Source organism: Massilia sp. 9I, assembly GCF_902506415.1.
In the GTDB taxonomy this organism is placed as follows: domain Bacteria; phylum Pseudomonadota; class Gammaproteobacteria; order Burkholderiales; family Burkholderiaceae_D; genus Telluria.
Genome location: NZ_LR733275.1, coordinates 2,874,069 through 2,891,274 on the forward strand (window position 1 = coordinate 2,874,069; position 17,206 = coordinate 2,891,274).

15 protein-coding genes and 1 tRNA gene are annotated in these 17,206 nt (G+C 64.2%); 7 read left to right on the forward strand and 9 right to left on the reverse strand.

Going from position 1 to position 17,206, the window contains the following annotated elements:
* Window positions 1–196 precede the first annotated feature (196 nt).
* Together GV068_RS12880 and GV068_RS12885 are read left to right on the forward strand one after the other, a co-directional pair.
* The gene (locus GV068_RS12880; protein WP_159698167.1) at window positions 197–751 is read left to right on the forward strand and encodes a PAAR domain-containing protein; all 555 of its coding nucleotides are present in this window, start codon (window positions 197–199) and stop codon (window positions 749–751) included.
* Between the two features lie 8 nt (window positions 752–759).
* Window positions 760–1,365, forward strand: a complete 606-nt coding sequence (locus GV068_RS12885; protein ID WP_229464153.1) for a paar repeat-containing protein — start codon at window positions 760–762, stop codon at window positions 1,363–1,365.
* Between the two features lie 550 nt (window positions 1,366–1,915).
* Here GV068_RS12885 and ychF read toward each other — a convergent pair.
* Window positions 1,916–3,007, reverse strand: coding sequence for a redox-regulated ATPase YchF (ychF, locus tag GV068_RS12890; RefSeq protein WP_159698170.1), 1,092 nt, complete (start codon window positions 3,005–3,007; stop codon window positions 1,916–1,918).
* 271 nt (window positions 3,008–3,278) lie between these two features.
* Here ychF and GV068_RS12895 point away from each other — a divergent pair, with 271 nt between their 5' ends.
* On the forward strand, window positions 3,279–3,947 hold the full coding sequence (locus GV068_RS12895; RefSeq protein WP_159698173.1) for a discoidin domain-containing protein: 669 nt from the start codon (window positions 3,279–3,281) through the stop codon (window positions 3,945–3,947).
* 50 nt (window positions 3,948–3,997) lie between these two features.
* Here the strand turns inward: GV068_RS12895 and GV068_RS12900 are convergent, their stop codons facing one another.
* Complete coding sequence (locus tag GV068_RS12900; protein WP_159698176.1) at window positions 3,998–5,092, reverse strand: patatin-like phospholipase family protein; 1,095 nt, start codon at window positions 5,090–5,092, stop codon at window positions 3,998–4,000.
* Window positions 5,093–5,189: 97 nt separating this feature from the next.
* Here GV068_RS12900 and GV068_RS12905 point away from each other — a divergent pair, with 97 nt between their 5' ends.
* The gene (locus tag GV068_RS12905) at window positions 5,190–7,037 is read left to right on the forward strand and encodes a DUF3857 domain-containing transglutaminase family protein (protein WP_159698179.1); all 1,848 of its coding nucleotides are present in this window, start codon (window positions 5,190–5,192) and stop codon (window positions 7,035–7,037) included.
* Window positions 7,038–7,049: 12 nt separating this feature from the next.
* Here the strand turns inward: GV068_RS12905 and pth are convergent, their stop codons facing one another.
* From pth to GV068_RS12940, 7 genes are all read right to left on the reverse strand, one after another.
* Complete coding sequence (pth, locus tag GV068_RS12910) at window positions 7,050–7,634, reverse strand: aminoacyl-tRNA hydrolase (RefSeq protein ID WP_159698182.1); 585 nt, start codon at window positions 7,632–7,634, stop codon at window positions 7,050–7,052.
* A 148-nt stretch (window positions 7,635–7,782) separates the two neighbouring features.
* A complete protein-coding gene (locus GV068_RS12915; protein WP_159698185.1) occupies window positions 7,783–8,370 on the reverse strand; it encodes a 50S ribosomal protein L25/general stress protein Ctc in 588 nt (195 codons plus the stop codon).
* A 204-nt stretch (window positions 8,371–8,574) separates the two neighbouring features.
* Entirely contained in the window at window positions 8,575–9,525 is a 951-nt protein-coding gene (locus tag GV068_RS12920; protein WP_027867206.1) for a ribose-phosphate pyrophosphokinase, read from the reverse strand.
* 142 nt (window positions 9,526–9,667) lie between these two features.
* Window positions 9,668–9,744 (reverse strand) — tRNA-Gln (locus GV068_RS12925).
* Window positions 9,745–9,811: 67 nt separating this feature from the next.
* The gene (gene ispE, locus GV068_RS12930) at window positions 9,812–10,723 is read right to left on the reverse strand and encodes a 4-(cytidine 5'-diphospho)-2-C-methyl-D-erythritol kinase (protein WP_159698188.1); all 912 of its coding nucleotides are present in this window, start codon (window positions 10,721–10,723) and stop codon (window positions 9,812–9,814) included.
* A gap of 5 nt (window positions 10,724–10,728) precedes the next feature.
* Window positions 10,729–11,319 carry a lipoprotein insertase outer membrane protein LolB gene (gene lolB, locus GV068_RS12935; protein WP_159698191.1) on the reverse strand — a complete coding sequence of 197 codons (591 nt, stop codon included), beginning with the start codon at window positions 11,317–11,319 and terminating at the stop codon, window positions 10,729–10,731.
* A gap of 67 nt (window positions 11,320–11,386) precedes the next feature.
* Window positions 11,387–13,225 (reverse strand): tetratricopeptide repeat protein, encoded by a 1,839-nt coding sequence (locus GV068_RS12940; protein ID WP_159698194.1) that lies wholly within the window; start codon window positions 13,223–13,225, stop codon window positions 11,387–11,389.
* 112 nt (window positions 13,226–13,337) lie between these two features.
* On the opposite strand from GV068_RS12940, the gene mutM reads away from it, so the two are divergent.
* Genes mutM through mutY form a run of 3 tightly spaced genes read left to right on the forward strand, consistent with a single transcriptional unit; the run spans window position 13,338 to window position 17,204 of the window.
* The gene (gene mutM / locus GV068_RS12945; RefSeq protein WP_159698197.1) at window positions 13,338–14,183 is read left to right on the forward strand and encodes a bifunctional DNA-formamidopyrimidine glycosylase/DNA-(apurinic or apyrimidinic site) lyase; all 846 of its coding nucleotides are present in this window, start codon (window positions 13,338–13,340) and stop codon (window positions 14,181–14,183) included.
* 16 nt (window positions 14,184–14,199) lie between these two features.
* The gene (locus GV068_RS12950; protein ID WP_159698200.1) at window positions 14,200–16,107 is read left to right on the forward strand and encodes a dynamin family protein; all 1,908 of its coding nucleotides are present in this window, start codon (window positions 14,200–14,202) and stop codon (window positions 16,105–16,107) included.
* Window positions 16,104–17,204, forward strand: a complete 1,101-nt coding sequence (gene mutY, locus GV068_RS12955) for an A/G-specific adenine glycosylase (RefSeq protein WP_159698204.1) — start codon at window positions 16,104–16,106, stop codon at window positions 17,202–17,204. The genes GV068_RS12950 and mutY overlap by 4 nt, the downstream gene beginning before the upstream one ends.
* Window positions 17,205–17,206 lie beyond the last annotated feature (2 nt).

The following is a 17,206-nucleotide window of genomic DNA, read 5'->3' on the forward strand; positions in this document are numbered from 1 at the left end:
GCAGAATTTCGGCGCCGGTATTGTCCTGCTCCGTTAAAGATCAATCAGATCTAGAGCGCCGTGGCGGTAGCGCACCTCATAGCGGCTGCTCAGCACAACGCTATGTGACCCACGTCAAAGGTCTGTAGGAAACCGTCAGCACTACCTACGCCTGCATCTATTCTTGAAAGGAATATAGCTATCGAATTGAGCCCACATGCCCGAGATCATACGTTTAGGCGACTCGACCAGCCACGGCGGAAAAGTGATTGAAGGTTCGCCCTTCGATATCTGTATGGGAAAACCGATTGCGTATATCGGTCACAAAGTTCAATGCCCAAAATGTAAAGGCGTCTTTCCTATCGTCGAAGGTGCTCCCACGACAACTTTCTACGGCAAAGGTGTTGCCTTGGCTGGCATGCATACAGCCTGCGGCGCAGTGCTCATTGCGAGCCAGTTTACGGACGTTGTCGAGTATGACGGCGGGAGGGCAGCAACAAACAATGCCTCTCCGAGTGCAAGTTCGAGCACCACTAGTCCTGCTGCAGCGGCGGCCAGCGACGCCCCTTCGACGAAACATGACTCTGCCGAGGATAAGTTCGACGAACGATTTGTTTTGCAGGATGCCGATACGGGAGAGCCAATTGCATTCGCGGAGTATGCGATTCGGCGTGAATCGGGTGACATAGAGTACGGCACATCTGACGCTCATGGCTGTACTCACCTGCTTTCGGCAACTGCGAAGGCAGAAGTCATCGAAATATATGTCTAGAGGACGATATGGCGACCGACACCCTGACATCACCGACAGGCAAAACGCTGCTTAGACGTACATCCAAAACGACAACACCAAAGGAAAGCAGTGAAGCCAAGGTGGTTCGGATTATGCAGGACAAGGCCACGCGACTGGCCGAGAACGAAGCTCTGCTTGCCAACCCCAACGTAGGCGCTTTTCTGAAAGCGATCGCTGAAGCCGAAGGTGGCGGATACGATTTCAAATATGGCGCCGTCAAAGGAAAGCAAAAAGACCCCTGGCGCTTCTCCGATTACTCCACGCATCCGGGGCCCGGCATTGGCGGACGCACGACAGCAGCCGGCATGTACCAGATTACCGTCGATACGTGGCGTCAGCACGGTGGCAAGATGGGCCTGGTGGACTTCTCCCCAAAGACTCAAGACCTGATCGCCGTCGAAATTATTCGTTCAGTCGGCGTTATCGACAAAATCAAGGCAGGTGACATATCAGGCGCGATGAGTCCTGTCGCGCGAAAATGGGCGGCCTTGCCAAAAGGACCTGGTCAGGGAAATCATTACCCAGCCCAGCCCTACGAGAAATACGAAGTTTTTCTTCAGAACTATCAAGCCGCCGGAGGAACAGGTAAATGAGCTCGCCTGGTTTTCGTCTTCTGATGGTTGCCACCATCGCTGGTTTATCTATCACCTCCCCAGGCGTTGAAGGGGCAAGTGGCGACCAAAACCGACGCAACACAGCGAATACCTCACGCTTCCAGCTTAAAGCTGGTGAGTCATTTCTCGCTGCCCGCGCGAAGGTGGTACGCCATGGATGGGCGCCGTTTCGCATGCACGGTAACGACATGTACGAATATGACGGAGCCGAAAAACGACTGGCCGAACGGGGTTTCCTTGAGGTCGATTCATGCTCCATCGATGCTGGAGCGAATTGCACTCTCTACTACAGGAAAGATGCTGGATGCCTACGGTTAGACACCGTTGGAGAGCAAGTAGACGATATGAGAATTACACGTTGGGCAAAAGAATGTCCCTCAACGAATAGGTAGCATCGTTTGTGACGTCGAGCGGACAATTCGAAGATGTAGGCCAGGTTGTTTAGCAACGCTCATAGATAAAAAGGCCCCAACGCCAGGCGGCGTAGGGACCTTATTTTTGTCGGAATCCGCAGACTCCGCCCTCATGCTTAGACGTTGAACAGGAAGTTCAGCACGTCGCCATCCTTGACGATGTAATCCTTGCCTTCCGCGCGCATCTTGCCCGCTTCCTTGGCGCCGGCTTCGCCCTTGTAGGCGATGTAGTCGTCGAAGGCGATGGTCTGGGCGCGGATGAAGCCGCGTTCGAAGTCGGTGTGGATCACGCCGGCCGCCTGCGGTGCAGTTGCGCCGACCTTGACGGTCCAGGCGCGCACTTCCTTCACGCCGGCGGTGAAGTAGGTCTGCAGGCCGAGCAGCGAGTACGCGGCGCGGATCAGGCGGTCCAGGCCCGGCTCTTCCATGCCCATGTCGGCCAGGAAGTCCTTCTTGTCGGCGTCTTCCATCTCGGCGATTTCCGATTCGATGGCGGCGGAAATCGCCACGATCGGCGCGTTCTGCTTCTTGGCGAATTCGGTCAGCTGGTCGAGCAGCGGGTTATTGGTGAAGCCGGTGTCGGACACGTTGGCCACATACATCGCCGGCTTTGCCGTGATCAGGTGCAGTTCGCGGATCAGGGCCATTTCTTCGGCGTCCAGACCCATGGTGCGCACCGGCTGGCCTTCGTTCAGGTGCGGCAGCATGCGCTCGCACATCGCCACCAGCTTGGCGGCATCCTTGTCGCCCGAGCGCGCCTTCTTGTTCTCGCGGTGGATCGCCTTCTCGACGGCGCCCAGGTCGGCCAGCGCCAGCTCGGTCTGAATCACTTCGATGTCGTCGATCGGGCTGACCTTGCCGGCCACGTGCACGACGTTGTCGTCTTCGAAGCAGCGCACCACGTTGACGATGGCGTCGGTTTCGCGGATGTGGGACAGGAACTGGTTGCCTAGGCCCTCGCCTTTCGACGCGCCGGCCACCAGGCCCGCGATGTCGACGAACTCGACGATCGCCGGCACGATGCGCTCCGGCTTGACGATGTCAGCCAGCTGCTGCATGCGCGGATCCGGCACCTCGACCACGCCGACGTTCGGCTCGATGGTGCAGAACGGATAGTTCTCGGCCGGGATGCCGGCCTTGGTCAGGGCGTTGAACAGGGTGGACTTGCCGACGTTCGGCAGGCCGACGATGCCGCATTGGAGGCTCATGGGAATCTTTCTCTCGTATAGATGCGGAGCGGAAGGAAGCCCGGCTCCAAAACCCCACATTGTAACCGCGGACGGTGCAGGTTGCCGAGAAAACCGGGACAGGTGCAAATGAATATTGTCTCAAAAGCATCAAAAATTTTCTGTCGAGAATCTTTACACTATGCTCTGCGGATAAACGTCTGCTGTAAATATCTCGTTCACAATCAATGAGTTGCGTATATGGAACGGTTGTTGCTTATAGATAATCAACTTAATTCCATTGGAGATTGAAATGAGCAAATTATTCCTCGCCCTTGCGATCCTCGTCAGCGTGCTCGGAAGTAGCGCTGAAGCCGCAACCATCCGCGCCCCTCTCGGCAATGGCGGCCTGGTCGGTGGCGACCTGACCGATCCGGAAAATAATGGCGATCCTGAACAGAACGTCGGCTATAACGCGACCTTCCGCTCCTCGATCGAACAGGGCTTCGGCGGCGGCGAGTATGCGTTCAATGTGTTCGACAACCAGGTTGGTGGTGGCAATGACAAATGGTGCTGCGACACCAACGTCTGGGTCGAAGCGAACTTCGGCACCCAGCGCTACACCCTGACCAGCTTCACCGCCTCGTCGGCAAACGACGTGCCGGAACGCGATTCGAACCACTGGCAGATCCTGGGTTCGAACGATGGCATCAACTACACCCCGATCTTCACCTACAACGCGACGAATTCGGTGTGGACCAACCGCCTGCAGACCGTCCAGTTCTTTGCCGGCACCGACTACCTGCTGCCGTCCGCGTACAGCATCTTCCGCTACCAGTCGACTTCGGTTGTGTCCGGTTCGATGCACCAGCTGGCCGAGCTCGAGTTCTTCGGCACCCCGGCGCAGGTGCCGGAGCCGGCCAGCCTGCTGCTGATGGGCCTGGGTGCCTTGGGCTTCGCAGGCCGCCGCAAGCGCGCTTGAGTCTCGATCCATGAAAAGAAACCGCTGCATGCAGCGGTTTTTTTTCGTCCTCAAATCGGGCGAATCCGCGACAGGTCAGGTCGGGCCACGAATTCCGCCAGCTCGTCGCGCAGGCGCTGCCCTTCCCCGATCGCGCGCTGCCAGTTGCGGATGCGCTCGTCGTGGTCGAGGCCGTAGAACTTGAAGTCGGCCCGGTCCGGCAGTTTCCGGCGCGGCAGGGTGCGCAGGAATTCCTCGGAAGGCGAGACGATCAGCACGTTGTCGAGCCAGCCGCGGTGGGCGCGCGCCGCGCGGCGCCACGGAAAACCCTTGTCGAGCCAGCCGGGAACGATATGCTGGGTGAAGTGTGGATACAGCACGATATCGCCCCGGGTTTCCCCAGCGGCGCGTGAATACGGCAGCGCCAGGTGGTAGTCGATGATGCCGCCGTCCCAGTAACTGCCGGGCGGCAGTTCGTCGATGCCGGTCACCGGCTTCATGATGAGCGGCAGCGTGCCCGAAGCCAGCAGGCTGGCCGCGAGGTTCTTGCGCGTCAGCGTCGAGAAGTGGGTGGTGAAGGCATCGAAGCGCTCGCGCAGCCACGGGGCCTGGGCGCGCGCGTCGCCGATCACGACGCGTTCCATCAGGCGCCCGAGCCAGGCGCGCGAGCAGGCATTGTGCAGCGCCGCCGTCGCGAAGCCGCGCAGCTCGGCGCGCGGGTGGGCGGGCGAAGCCAGGCCGCCCTTGCCGCGCACCGCCAGCAGGTGCAGGCGGTGCTGCGGATGGCTGACGATGTCGTCCTCGTGGCCACGCACGAATTCGCCCAGCAGCCCCTGCACCACCTTGTCGATCTCGTGCGGCGTCGGTTTCCTGCTGGTATAGCGCTGGCCCGCGTACAGCTCGCCCAAGCGCGCGAAGGCCTTGACCGGGTCGCGCTGGCAGGCGGCGGCCATGCGCCAGGCGCCGATCGAGGAACCGATCAGGACGCGTTCACGCGGTGCGCTAAGGAGCCATTCGCCGAACATCCACTGGTCGAGCGCCTGGAAGATCAGGCCCTTGGGGCCGCCCGCCGCAGCCGGCACGATGGCGATGTCCTGCGCGCGCAGGCCCTGCGCGCCGATCTGGGTCAGGGCCAGCGGCCCGGCGTGGAATGTGAGTGCCTTCATGGTGCAAAATTATCGCAGGAAGAGCGTGCTTGCGCTGGCGCAAGGATGGCGGGGAGGCGCTGCGTAACATGGGTCGGTCGCTTTTGCGGAGCCTGCCATGCCGATCCGACTCGCCCTGTTCCTGATCCTGCTGTTCGGCTGCGGCCGGCTGTCTGCCGGCGATACGGGCACCGACCGTTCGATCCTCATCGAGCGCCACTGGCAGCATTTCACGGTCGAGGAAAACGGCGCCTACCAGGTCGAGGTCGAGCTGGTGAAGACCATCGCCACCCCAAGCGCGGTCGAACTGCATGCCGAGCAATTCATCAGCTACAACGGCTCGCTCGATACGGTGATGGTCATCGAAGCCTGGACCACCAAGCCGGACGGACGGCGCGTCGTCGTCGGGCTGCAACAGATCCGCGAACAGCAGGAAGCCGCGTCCGCCGAGGCGCCGATGTTCCAGGACACGCGCCTGAAGGTCGTCATCTTCCCCGACGTCCAGCTTGGGGACACGCTCACCCTGCGCTACACCGTGCGGCGCCACACGCCCCTGTTCCCCGGCCAGTTCGAAGACTTCACCGTGGCTAGGCCGTATCGCCACAAGGACTTCCGGCTGACCTACGACCTGCCCCTGTCGATGCAGCTGCAGGCGGACGCCGTCGGCTTCGTGCCGGTAGCCGGCGACAGCCCGCCCGGCCGCCGCCGCTACGCATGGCGCTATGTCGACGGCGACAATGAGCGCTTCGAGCAGGGCTCGGTGAGCTACTTCGACTATGGCCGGCGCCTGGCCGTCTCGACCTTCCCCGATTACGCAAGCTTCGCCCATGCCTATCATGTGCGCGCCGCGGCTGCGAGCGAACCCGACAAAACGATTACCCAGCTCGCGGCCGACATCGCCCGCGGACTCGACGACACCCAAGCGCGGGCAGTCGCGCTATCCGACTGGGTCCGGCGCAATATCCGCTACGTCGCGGTCTACCTCGGTCCGGGCGGCGTGGTGCCGCATCCGGCCGCGTCGGTGCTGGCGAACCGCTATGGTGACTGCAAGGATCACGCGGTGCTGTTGCAAGCCCTGCTGGCAGCAAGCGGCATTCCTTCCAGCGCCGCACTGGTCAATGGCGACGACGCCTATCGCCTGCCTGCGGTGCCGACTCTGGGCGTGCTGAATCACGTCATCGTCTACGTGCCGCAGCTGCAACTCTTCCTCGACCCGACCGCCGGCACGGTGGCGGGCGGCTACCTGCCCCCTGCCCTGCTCGGCAAACCGGTCCTGCTGGCCGACTCCGGCCAGTTCGCGGTCACACCCGCTTACCAGCCGGCGCGCAGCCGCACGGCGACGCGCTTCGACATCGCGCGCGACGGCAGCAGCCGCTTCCACGTCCGGCGCACGAATGGCGGCGCCATCGCCGAACCCTACCGCCAGGCGGTGCGCGCCACGCCCCAGTCCGATCGCGACGGCTTCGTGCGGCGCATGCTGACGGGCTTGGGGCAGACGGGGGATGGCCTGTTCGAGCCGGGCGATACGGATGCTGCACGGGACGATTACACCCTGGCTTTCTCGGGCGCGACCGACGGCTTCCTGCGCCTGCCGGGGCCGGTGGCCCTGGCGACGACCTACAACTTCTGGGGCGGCCTGGGGGATGCGGTGTTCGAGCTGGGACGCGAGCCGGAGCGGCGCCAGGAATTCGTCTGCCCGGCCGTTGATGCCGAGGACGAGCTGCGCTACGCGCTGCCGCCGCGCACGCGGGTGCTGGCGCTGCCGAAAGGACTCGTGGTGGACGACGGCAGGTTCTTCTACCGCTCGCAGTATGCGCGGCAGGGAAATGCGGTGGTGGTCAAGCGCCGCCTGCAGTTCCGGCACACGGCGGCCACTTGTACGCCCGAGGACTATCGCCAGATGCGGCCGGCGCTCGAGCGCATGATGCACGACCTGCGCGGGCAGGTCGTGGTGCAGGGACGCTAGGTCAGCCCTTCGTCAGGCGGTGTGCAACTGCATCGTCGCCACATCCATCTTGCCTTCGCAGACGAGCGGGATGATGCGCAGGGCCTTGTCGATCGATTCTTCGATCAGCGTCTGCTCTTCGCGGCGCGGGCGGTGCAGCACGAAGTCGGCCACGGCCTGCTGCAGGTTGAGGCTGCGTGGATGGCCAATGCCGATGCGCAGGCGCCAGTATTCCTGGGTTCCCAGCGCGGAGGTAATGTCCTTCAGCCCGTTGTGGCCGCCCGAGGAGCCGCCTTTCTTGAGCTTGGCCACGCCCGGCAGCATGTCGAGCTCATCGTGCACGACCAGCACCTCGTCCGGGTTGATCTTGTAGAAGCGCGCCAGCGCGCCGACGGACTGTCCGGAGCGGTTCATGTAGGTCAGCGGTTCCAGCAGCCAGACTTCGTTGCCCGCGATCCGGGTCTTCGCCACCATCGCATTGAAGCGCGATTCGCGCTGCAGGCGGCAGCCCGGCAGGGAGTTGGCCAGGTTGTCGACCAGCCAGAAGCCGGCGTTATGGCGGGTTTGTTCGTACTCCGGGCCCGGGTTGCCGAGGCCGACGATCAGACGGATGGACATGCGCGTGTCTACTTTGATTCTGGGAAAAACAGGATTATCGCTGAAAACGCCAGGCATACGTGCCGGCGATGCGCCAACAAAAAACCCGCCGGGCTAGGCCACGGCGGGTTTCGTTTCCTCGGCCGCCGTGGCGGCCTGAAGGAAGATATTACTCAGCAGCGGCTTCAGCCGATGCAGCACCGCGCGGGATCGAGGTGGTGACCAGGGTCAGGTTCTGGCCGTGGGTCAGCGCGGTCACGCCTTCCGGCAGGGTCAGGTCGTTCACGTGGATCGACTGGCCGGCTTCCAGCTTGCTCAGGTCGACTTCGATGAACTCCGGCAGTTTGCCCGGCAGGCAAGCGACGTCCAGTTCGTTGGCGACGTGCGAGATCACAGCGGCGCTCAGCTTGACGGCTGGCGAGATCTCGGCGTTGACGAAGTGCAGGGTGACCTTGGTGTGGATCGGCTTCGATGCGTCGACGCGCTGGAAGTCAGCGTGCAGGACCAGTTGCTTGTATGCGTGCATCTGGAAGTCGCGCAGCAGGACTTGCTGGGTCTTGCCTTCGATTTCGAGGTCCAGGATCGAACCGTGGAAAGCTTCTTTCTTGAGCGCGTGGTACAGGGCGTTGCCGTCCAGTGCGATCAGTTCCGGGGTAGCGGTGCCACCGTAGATGATGCCCGGGGTTTGGCCAGCCTTGCGCAGGCGGCGGCTCGCTCCGGTCCCCTGCTGAGTGCGGTTGAATGCGACTACTTTCATGTGAAACTCCAAAATAAATGGGTCCGAATGCTGCGGCAGTTGCTACAGCCCGTAACCCAGTGGTGACTGCCCCCGCGACCAGGGGAGTCGTGAACAAGCGCTGACTGCGCGCTCAAGAATTCGGTGAACCGACGATGATACAACGGCGCGCCGGGCTTGTCAGCCACGGCGCGCCGTAAATACGATGTTTTGTTGCGCGTTTGCTTACTCTGCGAACAGCGAGATGACCGAGTCACCCTTCACGATGCGCTTGAAGGTTTCGGCCAGCAGCGGTGCGCTGGTCAGCTGGCGGATCTTGCCGCAAGCGGCGCCGGCTGCGCTCAGCGGGATGGTGTCGGTGACGACCAGCTCATCCAGCGGCGAATTCGAGATACGGTCGATTGCCGGACCCGACAGCACCGGGTGGGTGCAATAGGCCACGACTTTCTTGGCGCCGCGCTCTTTCAGCACTTCGGCGGCCTTGGTCAGGGTGCCTGCGGTGTCGACCATGTCGTCCATGATCACGCAGTTGCGGCCTTCGACTTCACCGATGATGTTCATGACTTCCGACACGTTCGCCTTTGGGCGGCGCTTGTCGATGATCGCCAGGTCGCAGCCGAGGCGCTTGGCCAGCGCGCGGGCACGGACCACGCCGCCGACGTCCGGCGACACGACCAGCAGGTCGTCGTAGTTGCGCTTCTGCAGGTCGCCCAGCAGGATCGGCGATGCGTAGATGTTGTCGACCGGGATGTCGAAGAAGCCCTGGATCTGGTCAGCGTGCAGGTCCATGATCAGGACGCGCTCGACGCCAGCTTCTTCCAGCATGTTGGCGACCACCTTGGCCGAGATTGCGACGCGCGCCGAACGCGGGCGGCGGTCCTGGCGGGCGTAGCCGAAGTAGGGAATTGCTGCGGTGATGCGGCCGGCCGATGCGCGCTTGAGCGCGTCCACCATCAGGATGATTTCCATCAGGTTGTCGTTGGTAGGCGCGCAGGTCGATTGCAGGACGAAGACGTCCTTGCCACGCACGTTCTCGTTGATCTCGACCATGACTTCGCCGTCCGAGAACTTCGAAACGACTGCTTTGCCGAGTGGAATGCCGAGGTTCTTAGCGACCCCCTCTGCTAGTGCCGGATTGGCGTTGCCGGTAAAAACCATCAGGTTTTCGTAAGCCATGGAGGGAGTCCCAAGAGAAATTCGTTGATACTGGAAAAACAATCAGCCGGACGAGCCGGCTGATTAGCTTATGGATGCAGGCCGAACGCTGCACCGCTGTTCATCCCGCTGGAGGATCATGCCTCGACAGCCGGGAAAACTTTGGCAGGGGAACAAGGATTCGAACCTTGGTATGCCGGAATCAAAATCCGGTGCCTTAACCAGCTTGGCGATTCCCCTACACGACTGAACTGCTTGCCGTTACATTCTGCGTATTTTAACGCCTAACGTCGCGACAGGCAAAATTTTATTCCATAACTGCTTGATTCTGCAAGAGCGATTTCATCGGGTGGCTCGCCAGCGAATGCGCTTTCCACGCCTTCCATTTCGCTGGCACATGTGCCAGAACCTGGTCCGCATCGCGCTCGCCGGAGAAGGCACAAAACACACATGCCCCCGAGCCAGTCATCCTGGCATCGCCGTAACTGCTCAACCATTCGACCGCCTCTGCTACCGGCGGGAACAGGCGTTCAGCCACGTCCTGCAAATCATTTTTCCCGAAGCCACTTTGCTTGCCTAAAACGGCGCAGTTTGCTTGGTAGCTGCTGGAAAAGTCCGCTATTGTAACGGGCTTTGAATCCCTCGTCAAATCCGGCGCGGAAAAGATTGCGGGGGTTGGGACCGCCACGCCCGGCTCCAGCACCACATACCAGCAATCGGGACCCGGCACGGCCTGCAGCGCCTCCCCTACCCCTTCGGCAAACGCGGTCTCGCCGAACAGGAAGAACGGGATGTCGGCGCCCAGCGGCAGGCCGAGGTCCATCAGTTCCTGCTGCGTCAACCCGGCCTGCCACAGGTGGTTGGCCGCCATCAGCGCGGTGGCGGCATCCGAGGAACCGCCGCCCAGCCCGCCACCCATCGGCAGGATTTTTTCGATTGCCACCTCGATGCCCGGCGGCAGGCGGCCATGGCGGCGCGCGTACTCCGCCTGCAGCAGGCGCAGCGCGCGCACGATCAGGTCCTGCTCTTCCGGCACGCCGGGCACGTCCGTCATGCGCACGATGCGCTCGTCCGCACGCAGGTCGAAGTGCAGGGTGTCGCCATGGTCGATCAGCTGGAACACGCTTTGCAGCAGGTGGTAGCCGTCAGCGCGGCGGCCGGTGACGTGCAGGAACAAGTTGAGCTTGGCCGGGGCCGGGCAATGGTGCAGCGAACGCATGAAACTCAGCCCTGCGGATTGATGACGATGCGGATCGACAGGTCCTGGATGTCCCCGCTCGCTACGCGGGTGGCGTGGATCACGCGCGGCGCCGGCTGGGCGGCGTTCGCATCCTGCCATTCGACGAAGCGCAGGCGCCAGCCATCCTGGGTCGTCACCTCGTTGCGCGCCGGCGAGGCGCTGAAACGCTGGCCCTGCGCGTCCACCGCATAGCCCTGCAGCCAGTCGCGCAGGCCCGACACCGGCAGCGGCCAGCCCAGCGTGCGCTGGGTGAGCGTATCGATATTCGCCTCGGTGATCGGCGCGCGGCCGGCCTGGGTCAAGGTAGCCGACTGCGGCCTTACGCTGATGGTCGCCGCCGTCTGGCCCAGCGGGTTGGTGAGCGTGAAGTCGACGCTGCCGGGACGCTGCGCCCAGTCGAAACCGCCGGTCAGCGATTCAGTCTTGCCGTCCTTCTGGTAATTCACCGACAGGCGGCCGGCCAGGTCGATGGTGTCGCGGTAGGCGCCCACGGTGGCGACATTGGTGCTGGTGGTGGCGCAACCGGCCAGGGCAGCGGCAAGGACGAACAGGCTCAGGCGTCGGGTAATCGGCATCGGCAAAAGGAGAAGTAGCGGGAATCCGGCGGCCGCCAACCCGGCAGCCGCCACGGAATGGATTATTTCACAAGGTCTGGCGCAGGCGCGCCAGCGTGTTGCGCAGCGTGTCGTTCTTGGGGTCCTTGGCGCTGGCTTCGCGCCACAGCGCCTGCGCCGCGGCCTGCTGCCCTTTCTTGAACAGCACTTCGCCCAGGTGCACGGCGATTTCCGGGTCGCGCCGCAACGCATAGGCATTGCGCAGCTGCTTTTCGGCTTCGTCCAGGTTGCCCAGGCGGTACTGCACCCAGCCCATGCTGTCCATGATGAAGGGATCGTTCGGCGCCATGGCGAGTGCCTTGGTCACCAGCTCCAAGGCTTCCTGCAGGCGGGTGTTGCGCTCGGCCAGCGAGTAGCCGAGGGCGTTGTAGGCGTGGTGGTTGTCGGGCGCCAGCGTCATCACGTCGCGCAGCGCTTTTTCCATCACGTCGACACGGCCGATCTTCTCGGCCAGCAGCGCGAAGTCGTACAGCAAATCCGGGTTCTTCGGGAAGCGCTTGGCGGCGGCTTCCATCAGCGAATACGCTTCCAGGGTACGGCCGGCGTCGCGCAGCAGCTGCGATTCGGCCACCGCCACCTGGGCCTGCTGTGCCGGCTCGGCCGGCTTCAGGCCGGCCAGCAGCTTGCGTCCGCCGGCCAGGTCACCCTGACGCGCGAGCAGCTGGGCGCGGCGCAGCTGGGCACTGAGCAGCAGCTGCGGCTCGGTCCCGGCAGGAATTTTCTCCAGCCAGCCGAGTGCCGCCGGATAGTCGTTCCGCTCTTCCGCGATCTGGGCCAGGATCAGCAGCGCGCGGGTCGGGTCGCGCTCGTCTTCCGGATTGCGCCCGAGCACCTCGACGAAGCGGGTGAAATAGCCCTCTGCACCTTGCGCGTCGTTCATCTGGGTGGCCAGCACGCCCAACGCATACAGGTTGCCGGCGTCGTCCGGGCGATCCTTGAGCAGGGCCTCGAACTGGGCGCGCGCCTGCGGGAACTGCTTCTGGTTGACCAGCACGCGGGCATGGGCGGAACGCACTTCGCGCGCGTCCGGGTGGGTCTTGAGGAAGGCTTCCAGCATCGGGGCGACCTTGTTGTCGTCCTCCAGCACCTGGGCCATCATGAGCACCGCGATTTCCGAATCCGGCTTGGCCGCCAGGGCAGCCTGGGCCGCGCGCTGGGCGGACTCGCGGTCGCCACGGCCGAGGGCCGCCTGGGCGCGCACGATGTAGGCCTCGAAAGTGCCGTCGTAGGGTGCGATCACCCGGTCGAGCATGGCCGCGGCGGCTTCCTTGTCCTTGGCGCGGCCCAGCAGTTGCTGGATCTGGAACAGCAGCACGCCGCGCTTGTCGGGCGCGGACAGCTTCAGGCGCTCGACGAAGACCGGTTCGACGTCCGCGATATTGTCGGACGTGACCACCATGCCCACGAAATACTGGGTCGCCTCGTCCGAGCTTGGGTCGAGTTCACGCCACAGGCGCACCGCGGCCAGGGTATCGTCGGACTGGCGCGCCGCCACTGCCATCTCGGCCGCCCGCCGCGCCAGGCGCGGGTCGCGGGTCTGCTGGGCCAGCGACAGCATGGTCAGGTAAGGGCCCTGCCAGTCGCCCTTGCGGAATGCAAACTCGGCCTTAAGTAACTGGTTCAGCATGCCGCTGGTCATGTCGACCTTCGGCAGGCGCGCTTCCGCTTCAAGCCGGGCTTTCGCTTCCTCGTCTTCCTCGCTGGAGGCGGTCGCTTCGCCGTCCTCGCCCCCATCCGGCGCCTTGGCGGCCTCGGCGGCGGCCAGTGGCGTATCCGAAGCCGCGGGAGTCGATGCCTGCTTTTCCGGCGCGACCGCGCACGCCGCCAGGATGCTGGAGAGGGTTACAATGACGAAAGCGTTTTTCAAGGCAAGTCCGGGTTCTGAGATGTTGTCTGATTCTACGCTCAAGCATGCGCCCGCGTGCGTAGCAGCGCCAAATCCTTAATGGCTGCCTAAGAATTTACACGATTCCCTTCCCATGCCCGAACTCCCAGAAGTAGAAGTTACCCGGCGCGGTGTCGCGCCCCATATCGAAGGCCGTGTCGTCGAGCAGGTCGTGCTGCGCCGCGAAGGCCTGCGCTGGCCCTTCCCGCCCGCTCTGTCCGAGCTGCTGGCCGGACACCGCATCCTCGGTACGAACCGCCGCGGCAAGTACCTGCTGATTGAGTTCGAGCACGGCACCCTCATCGTCCATTTGGGCATGTCCGGCCACCTGCGGGTGCTGCCGCCCGGGGTCGAGGCGCGCAAGCACGACCACTTCGACCTGGTGGTTGTCGGGACAGATGCGGGCCCGGAAGGCAGGCAGGTGCTGCGCCTGCACGACCCGCGCCGCTTCGGCGCCGTGCTCTGGCATGGCAAGGAAGAAGGCGATCTGGAACAGCACATGCTGCTGCGCGGCCTCGGCGTGGAGCCGCTGGGCGAAGGCTTTTCCGGCGAACTGCTGTGGCGCGAGACGCGCAAGCGCAGCGCGCCGATCAAGCAGGTGCTGCTGGCCGGCGACATCGTGGTCGGCGTCGGCAACATCTACGCCTGCGAAAGCCTGTTCCGCGCCGGGATCAACCCGAAAACCCCGGCTGCGCGCATCAGCCGCACCCGCTACGAGCGGCTGGCCGAGGCGATCAAGGAGATCCTGGCCGCCGCCATCGTCCAGGGCGGCAGTACCCTGCGCGACTTTATTGCAGTAAACGGACAATCTGGGTATTTCCAACAGACATATTTCGTCTATGATCGTGCTGGAGTGCCTTGCCGCAACTGTGGGGCGCCGGTCCGCCAGATCAAGCAGGGCCAGCGTTCGACTTTCTACTGCGTGCAGTGCCAGCGATGATCACGGGTTTACAACGATGCAGGATTTTCAACAGTATGGCGCCTGGCGCGCCGCCGTCGCAGCCAGCCTGGAGGGCTACGGTGCCGCGCTGCGCGAAGCCGGCCAGATCGACGGCGCCGGCGAGCAGCAGCTCGAACGGGCGCTGGCGCGCCTGCGCGACGACCGCCTCTCGGTGGCCTTTGTCGCCGAGTTCTCGCGCGGTAAAAGCGAGCTGATCAACGCGATCTTCTTCGCCGACTACGGCCAGCGCATCCTGCCGTCCAGCGCCGGCCGCACCACCATGTGCCCGACGGAGCTGCTGTACGATCCGGCCCTGCCGCCCTGCATCCGCCTGCTGCCGATCGAGACCCGCATCCAGCACCTGTCCACCAGCGATTATCGGGAAGACCCTGCCTCCTGGACCGTGCTGCCGCTCGAACTGGACGCGCCTGATCGCATGAGCGAAGCCTTCCGCCAGGTCAGCCAGACCCGCCGCGTGCCCTCCAGCGAGGCGCAGCAGTACGGACTGTGGGATCCGGAAGACCCGGACCACGCAACCAGCCTGGGGCCGGACGGCACGGTCGAGATCCCGCGCTGGCGCCACGCGATCATCAATCTGCCCCATCCCCTGCTCAAGCAGGGACTGGTAATCCTAGACACCCCGGGCCTGAACGCGATCGGTACCGAGCCGGAACTGACGCTCAAGCTGATCCCGAACGCGCACGCGGTCCTGTTCGTGCTGGCAGCCGAAACCGGCGTCACCAAGAGCGACATCGAGGTCTGGCGCACCCACATCGGCCCCGGGCCGGGACGCCTGGCGGTGCTGAACAAGATCGACGCCATGTGGGACGAACTGCGCACGCCGCAGGAGAACGAGGCCGAGATCGCGCGCCAGCAGCAGCACGTGGCCCAGCTGCTGGGCCTGGACAGCGCGCGGGTCTACCCGGTATCGGCGCAGAAGGCCCTGGTCGGCAAGATCAACGGCGACATGGCCCTGTTCGAGAAGAGCCGCCTGGGCGCGCTGGAAGGCGCGCTTTTCCACGACCTGATCCCGGCGCGCCGCGCCATCATCGCGCGCCAGCTGCGCGAGGACTTAGAACAGCTGGCTTCCAGCCAGCAGGCCCAGGCCTCCAGCCGCATGCGCGAGCTGGTCGAGCAGCTGCAGGAGCTCAAGAGCCTGCGCGGCAAGAACCAGAGCGTGATCGCCCACATGATGCGCCGGGTCGAGCTCGAGAAGAAGGAATTCGACGCCAGCCTGTTCAAGCTGCAGGGCACGCGCGCCGTGTACACGCGCCTGTCCACCGAGCTGTATTCGACGCTGGGCATGGACACCGTGCAGCAGCAGACCGACGAGGTGCGCGCCGCGATGCAGGCATCGCGCTTCGCCACGGGCATGCGCGCCCCGGTGCGCAGCTACTTCGAGTCGATGCGCGCCAACCTCGACGCGTCGTCAGCCAAGGTGGCCGAGATCGGCGCCATGATGGACAGCATGGTGCGCAAATTCTCCAGCGAGCATGGCTTGAGCCTCGCCGGCCCGATGCCGCTCTCGCTCGAGCGCTACCGGCGCGAACTGATCGAAGTCGAAGAGCTGTTCCTGAAGCAGTTCGGCACCGCCACCCTGCTCATGACCAGCCGCGCCACCCTGCTGGAACGCTTCTTCGACTCGATCGCTTCGCGCGTGCGCCACACATTCCGCGCCGCGAATACCGATGCCGAAGCCTGGCTGAAGGTGATCATGGCGCCGCTGGAGAGCGCGATCCGCCAGCACCGCGACGGCCTGCGCCAGCGCCAGGCTTCGATCGGACGCATCTTCGAAGCCACCGACAGCCTGGAGCAGAAAATCACCGCCTTCGAAAGCTCCCAGCAGGCGCTCGAAGCCACGCGCTCGCACCTGGCCGCCATGGCGGCGCAGGTGGCCGAGGCACTGGAGTCCCACCCCGCATGAAACGCCTCACCGAATTCGACCAGCTGGCCGACCCAACCTTCTCGCAGGCGGTGATCGACTGGCAGCGCAGCCACGGCCGCCATACCCTGCCCTGGCAGAACACCACCGACGCCTACCGCATCTGGCTGTCCGAGATCATGCTGCAGCAGACCCAGGTGGCCGCGGTGCTGGGCTATTACGCGCGCTTCCTGGAGCGCTTCCCGACCGTACAGGCGCTGGCCGAAGCGCCATCGGAGGACGTGATGGCGCACTGGAGCGGCCTGGGTTACTACACCCGGGCGCGCAACCTGCACGCCTGCGCCAAACGCGTGGTGCAGGACTACGGCGGCGTGTTCCCGAGCGACCCCGCCCTGCTGGCCGAACTGCCCGGCATCGGCCGCTCCACCGCCGCGGCGATCGCCGCCTTTTCCAGCGGCGCGCGCGCCGCGATCATGGACGGGAACGTCAAGCGCGTGTTCGCGCGCGTGTTCGGCATCGACCAGTATCCGGGCGAGAAGCGGGTCGAGGACGCACTGTGGCGCCGCGCCGAGGCGCTGCTGCCGCAGCAGGGGATCGAATCGTATACGCAGGGCCTGATGGATCTGGGCGCCACGCTGTGCACACGCAGCCGCCCGGATTGCCCGCGCTGCCCGCTGCAGGACCGCTGCGTCGCTTACGCCAGCGGCCGCACGGCCGAACTCCCGGTGCGCAAACCTAAAAAGGCGACGCCGGAAAAACGCGCGGCGATGCTGGTGGTGATCGACCGCGGCCAGGTGCTGCTGGAGCAGCGTCCTGGCACCGGCATCTGGGGCGGCTTGCTGTCGCTGCCGGAAGTCGACGGGCATGTGGGAATGGAAGCGGATGTCGCATCCTCGCTTGAGGTGGCCGCGGCCGCGGCGCAGTTCGGGACGGTGGAGGAAGTGCAGCCGCTGACGCGGCTGGTGCACGTGTTCACCCACTACAAGCTGCACATCGCACCCTGGCAGGTCACGCTGGCGGCGCGCGGCGGCGCCACCGGGCGACACCTGTGGTGGGACCTGCACGCCGTCAAGGACGCGCCCCTGCCCGCCCCTGTCAAGAAACTGCTGGCCCAGCTGGCCCAGCCCGGCCTGTTCTGAAT

Excerpts from the sequence above, each read along its gene's own strand:
- GV068_RS12880 (WP_159698167.1), top strand. The coding sequence starts at position 197 with ATGCCCGAGATCATACGTTTAGGCGACTCGACCAGCCACGGCGGAAAA.
- GV068_RS12885 (WP_229464153.1), top strand. The coding sequence starts at position 760 with ATGGCGACCGACACCCTGACATCACCGACAGGCAAAACGCTGCTTAGA.
- ychF (WP_159698170.1), bottom strand. The coding sequence starts at position 3,007 with ATGAGCCTCCAATGCGGCATCGTCGGCCTGCCGAACGTCGGCAAGTCC.
- GV068_RS12895 (WP_159698173.1), top strand. The coding sequence starts at position 3,279 with ATGAGCAAATTATTCCTCGCCCTTGCGATCCTCGTCAGCGTGCTCGGA.
- GV068_RS12900 (WP_159698176.1), bottom strand. The coding sequence starts at position 5,092 with ATGAAGGCACTCACATTCCACGCCGGGCCGCTGGCCCTGACCCAGATC.
- GV068_RS12905 (WP_159698179.1), top strand. The coding sequence starts at position 5,190 with ATGCCGATCCGACTCGCCCTGTTCCTGATCCTGCTGTTCGGCTGCGGC.
- pth (WP_159698182.1), bottom strand. The coding sequence starts at position 7,634 with ATGTCCATCCGTCTGATCGTCGGCCTCGGCAACCCGGGCCCGGAGTAC.
- GV068_RS12915 (WP_159698185.1), bottom strand. The coding sequence starts at position 8,370 with ATGAAAGTAGTCGCATTCAACCGCACTCAGCAGGGGACCGGAGCGAGC.
- GV068_RS12920 (WP_027867206.1), bottom strand. The coding sequence starts at position 9,525 with ATGGCTTACGAAAACCTGATGGTTTTTACCGGCAACGCCAATCCGGCA.
- ispE (WP_159698188.1), bottom strand. The coding sequence starts at position 10,723 with ATGCGTTCGCTGCACCATTGCCCGGCCCCGGCCAAGCTCAACTTGTTC.
- lolB (WP_159698191.1), bottom strand. The coding sequence starts at position 11,319 with ATGCCGATTACCCGACGCCTGAGCCTGTTCGTCCTTGCCGCTGCCCTG.
- mutM (WP_159698197.1), top strand. The coding sequence starts at position 13,338 with ATGCCCGAACTCCCAGAAGTAGAAGTTACCCGGCGCGGTGTCGCGCCC.
- GV068_RS12950 (WP_159698200.1), top strand. The coding sequence starts at position 14,200 with ATGCAGGATTTTCAACAGTATGGCGCCTGGCGCGCCGCCGTCGCAGCC.
- mutY (WP_159698204.1), top strand. The coding sequence starts at position 16,104 with ATGAAACGCCTCACCGAATTCGACCAGCTGGCCGACCCAACCTTCTCG.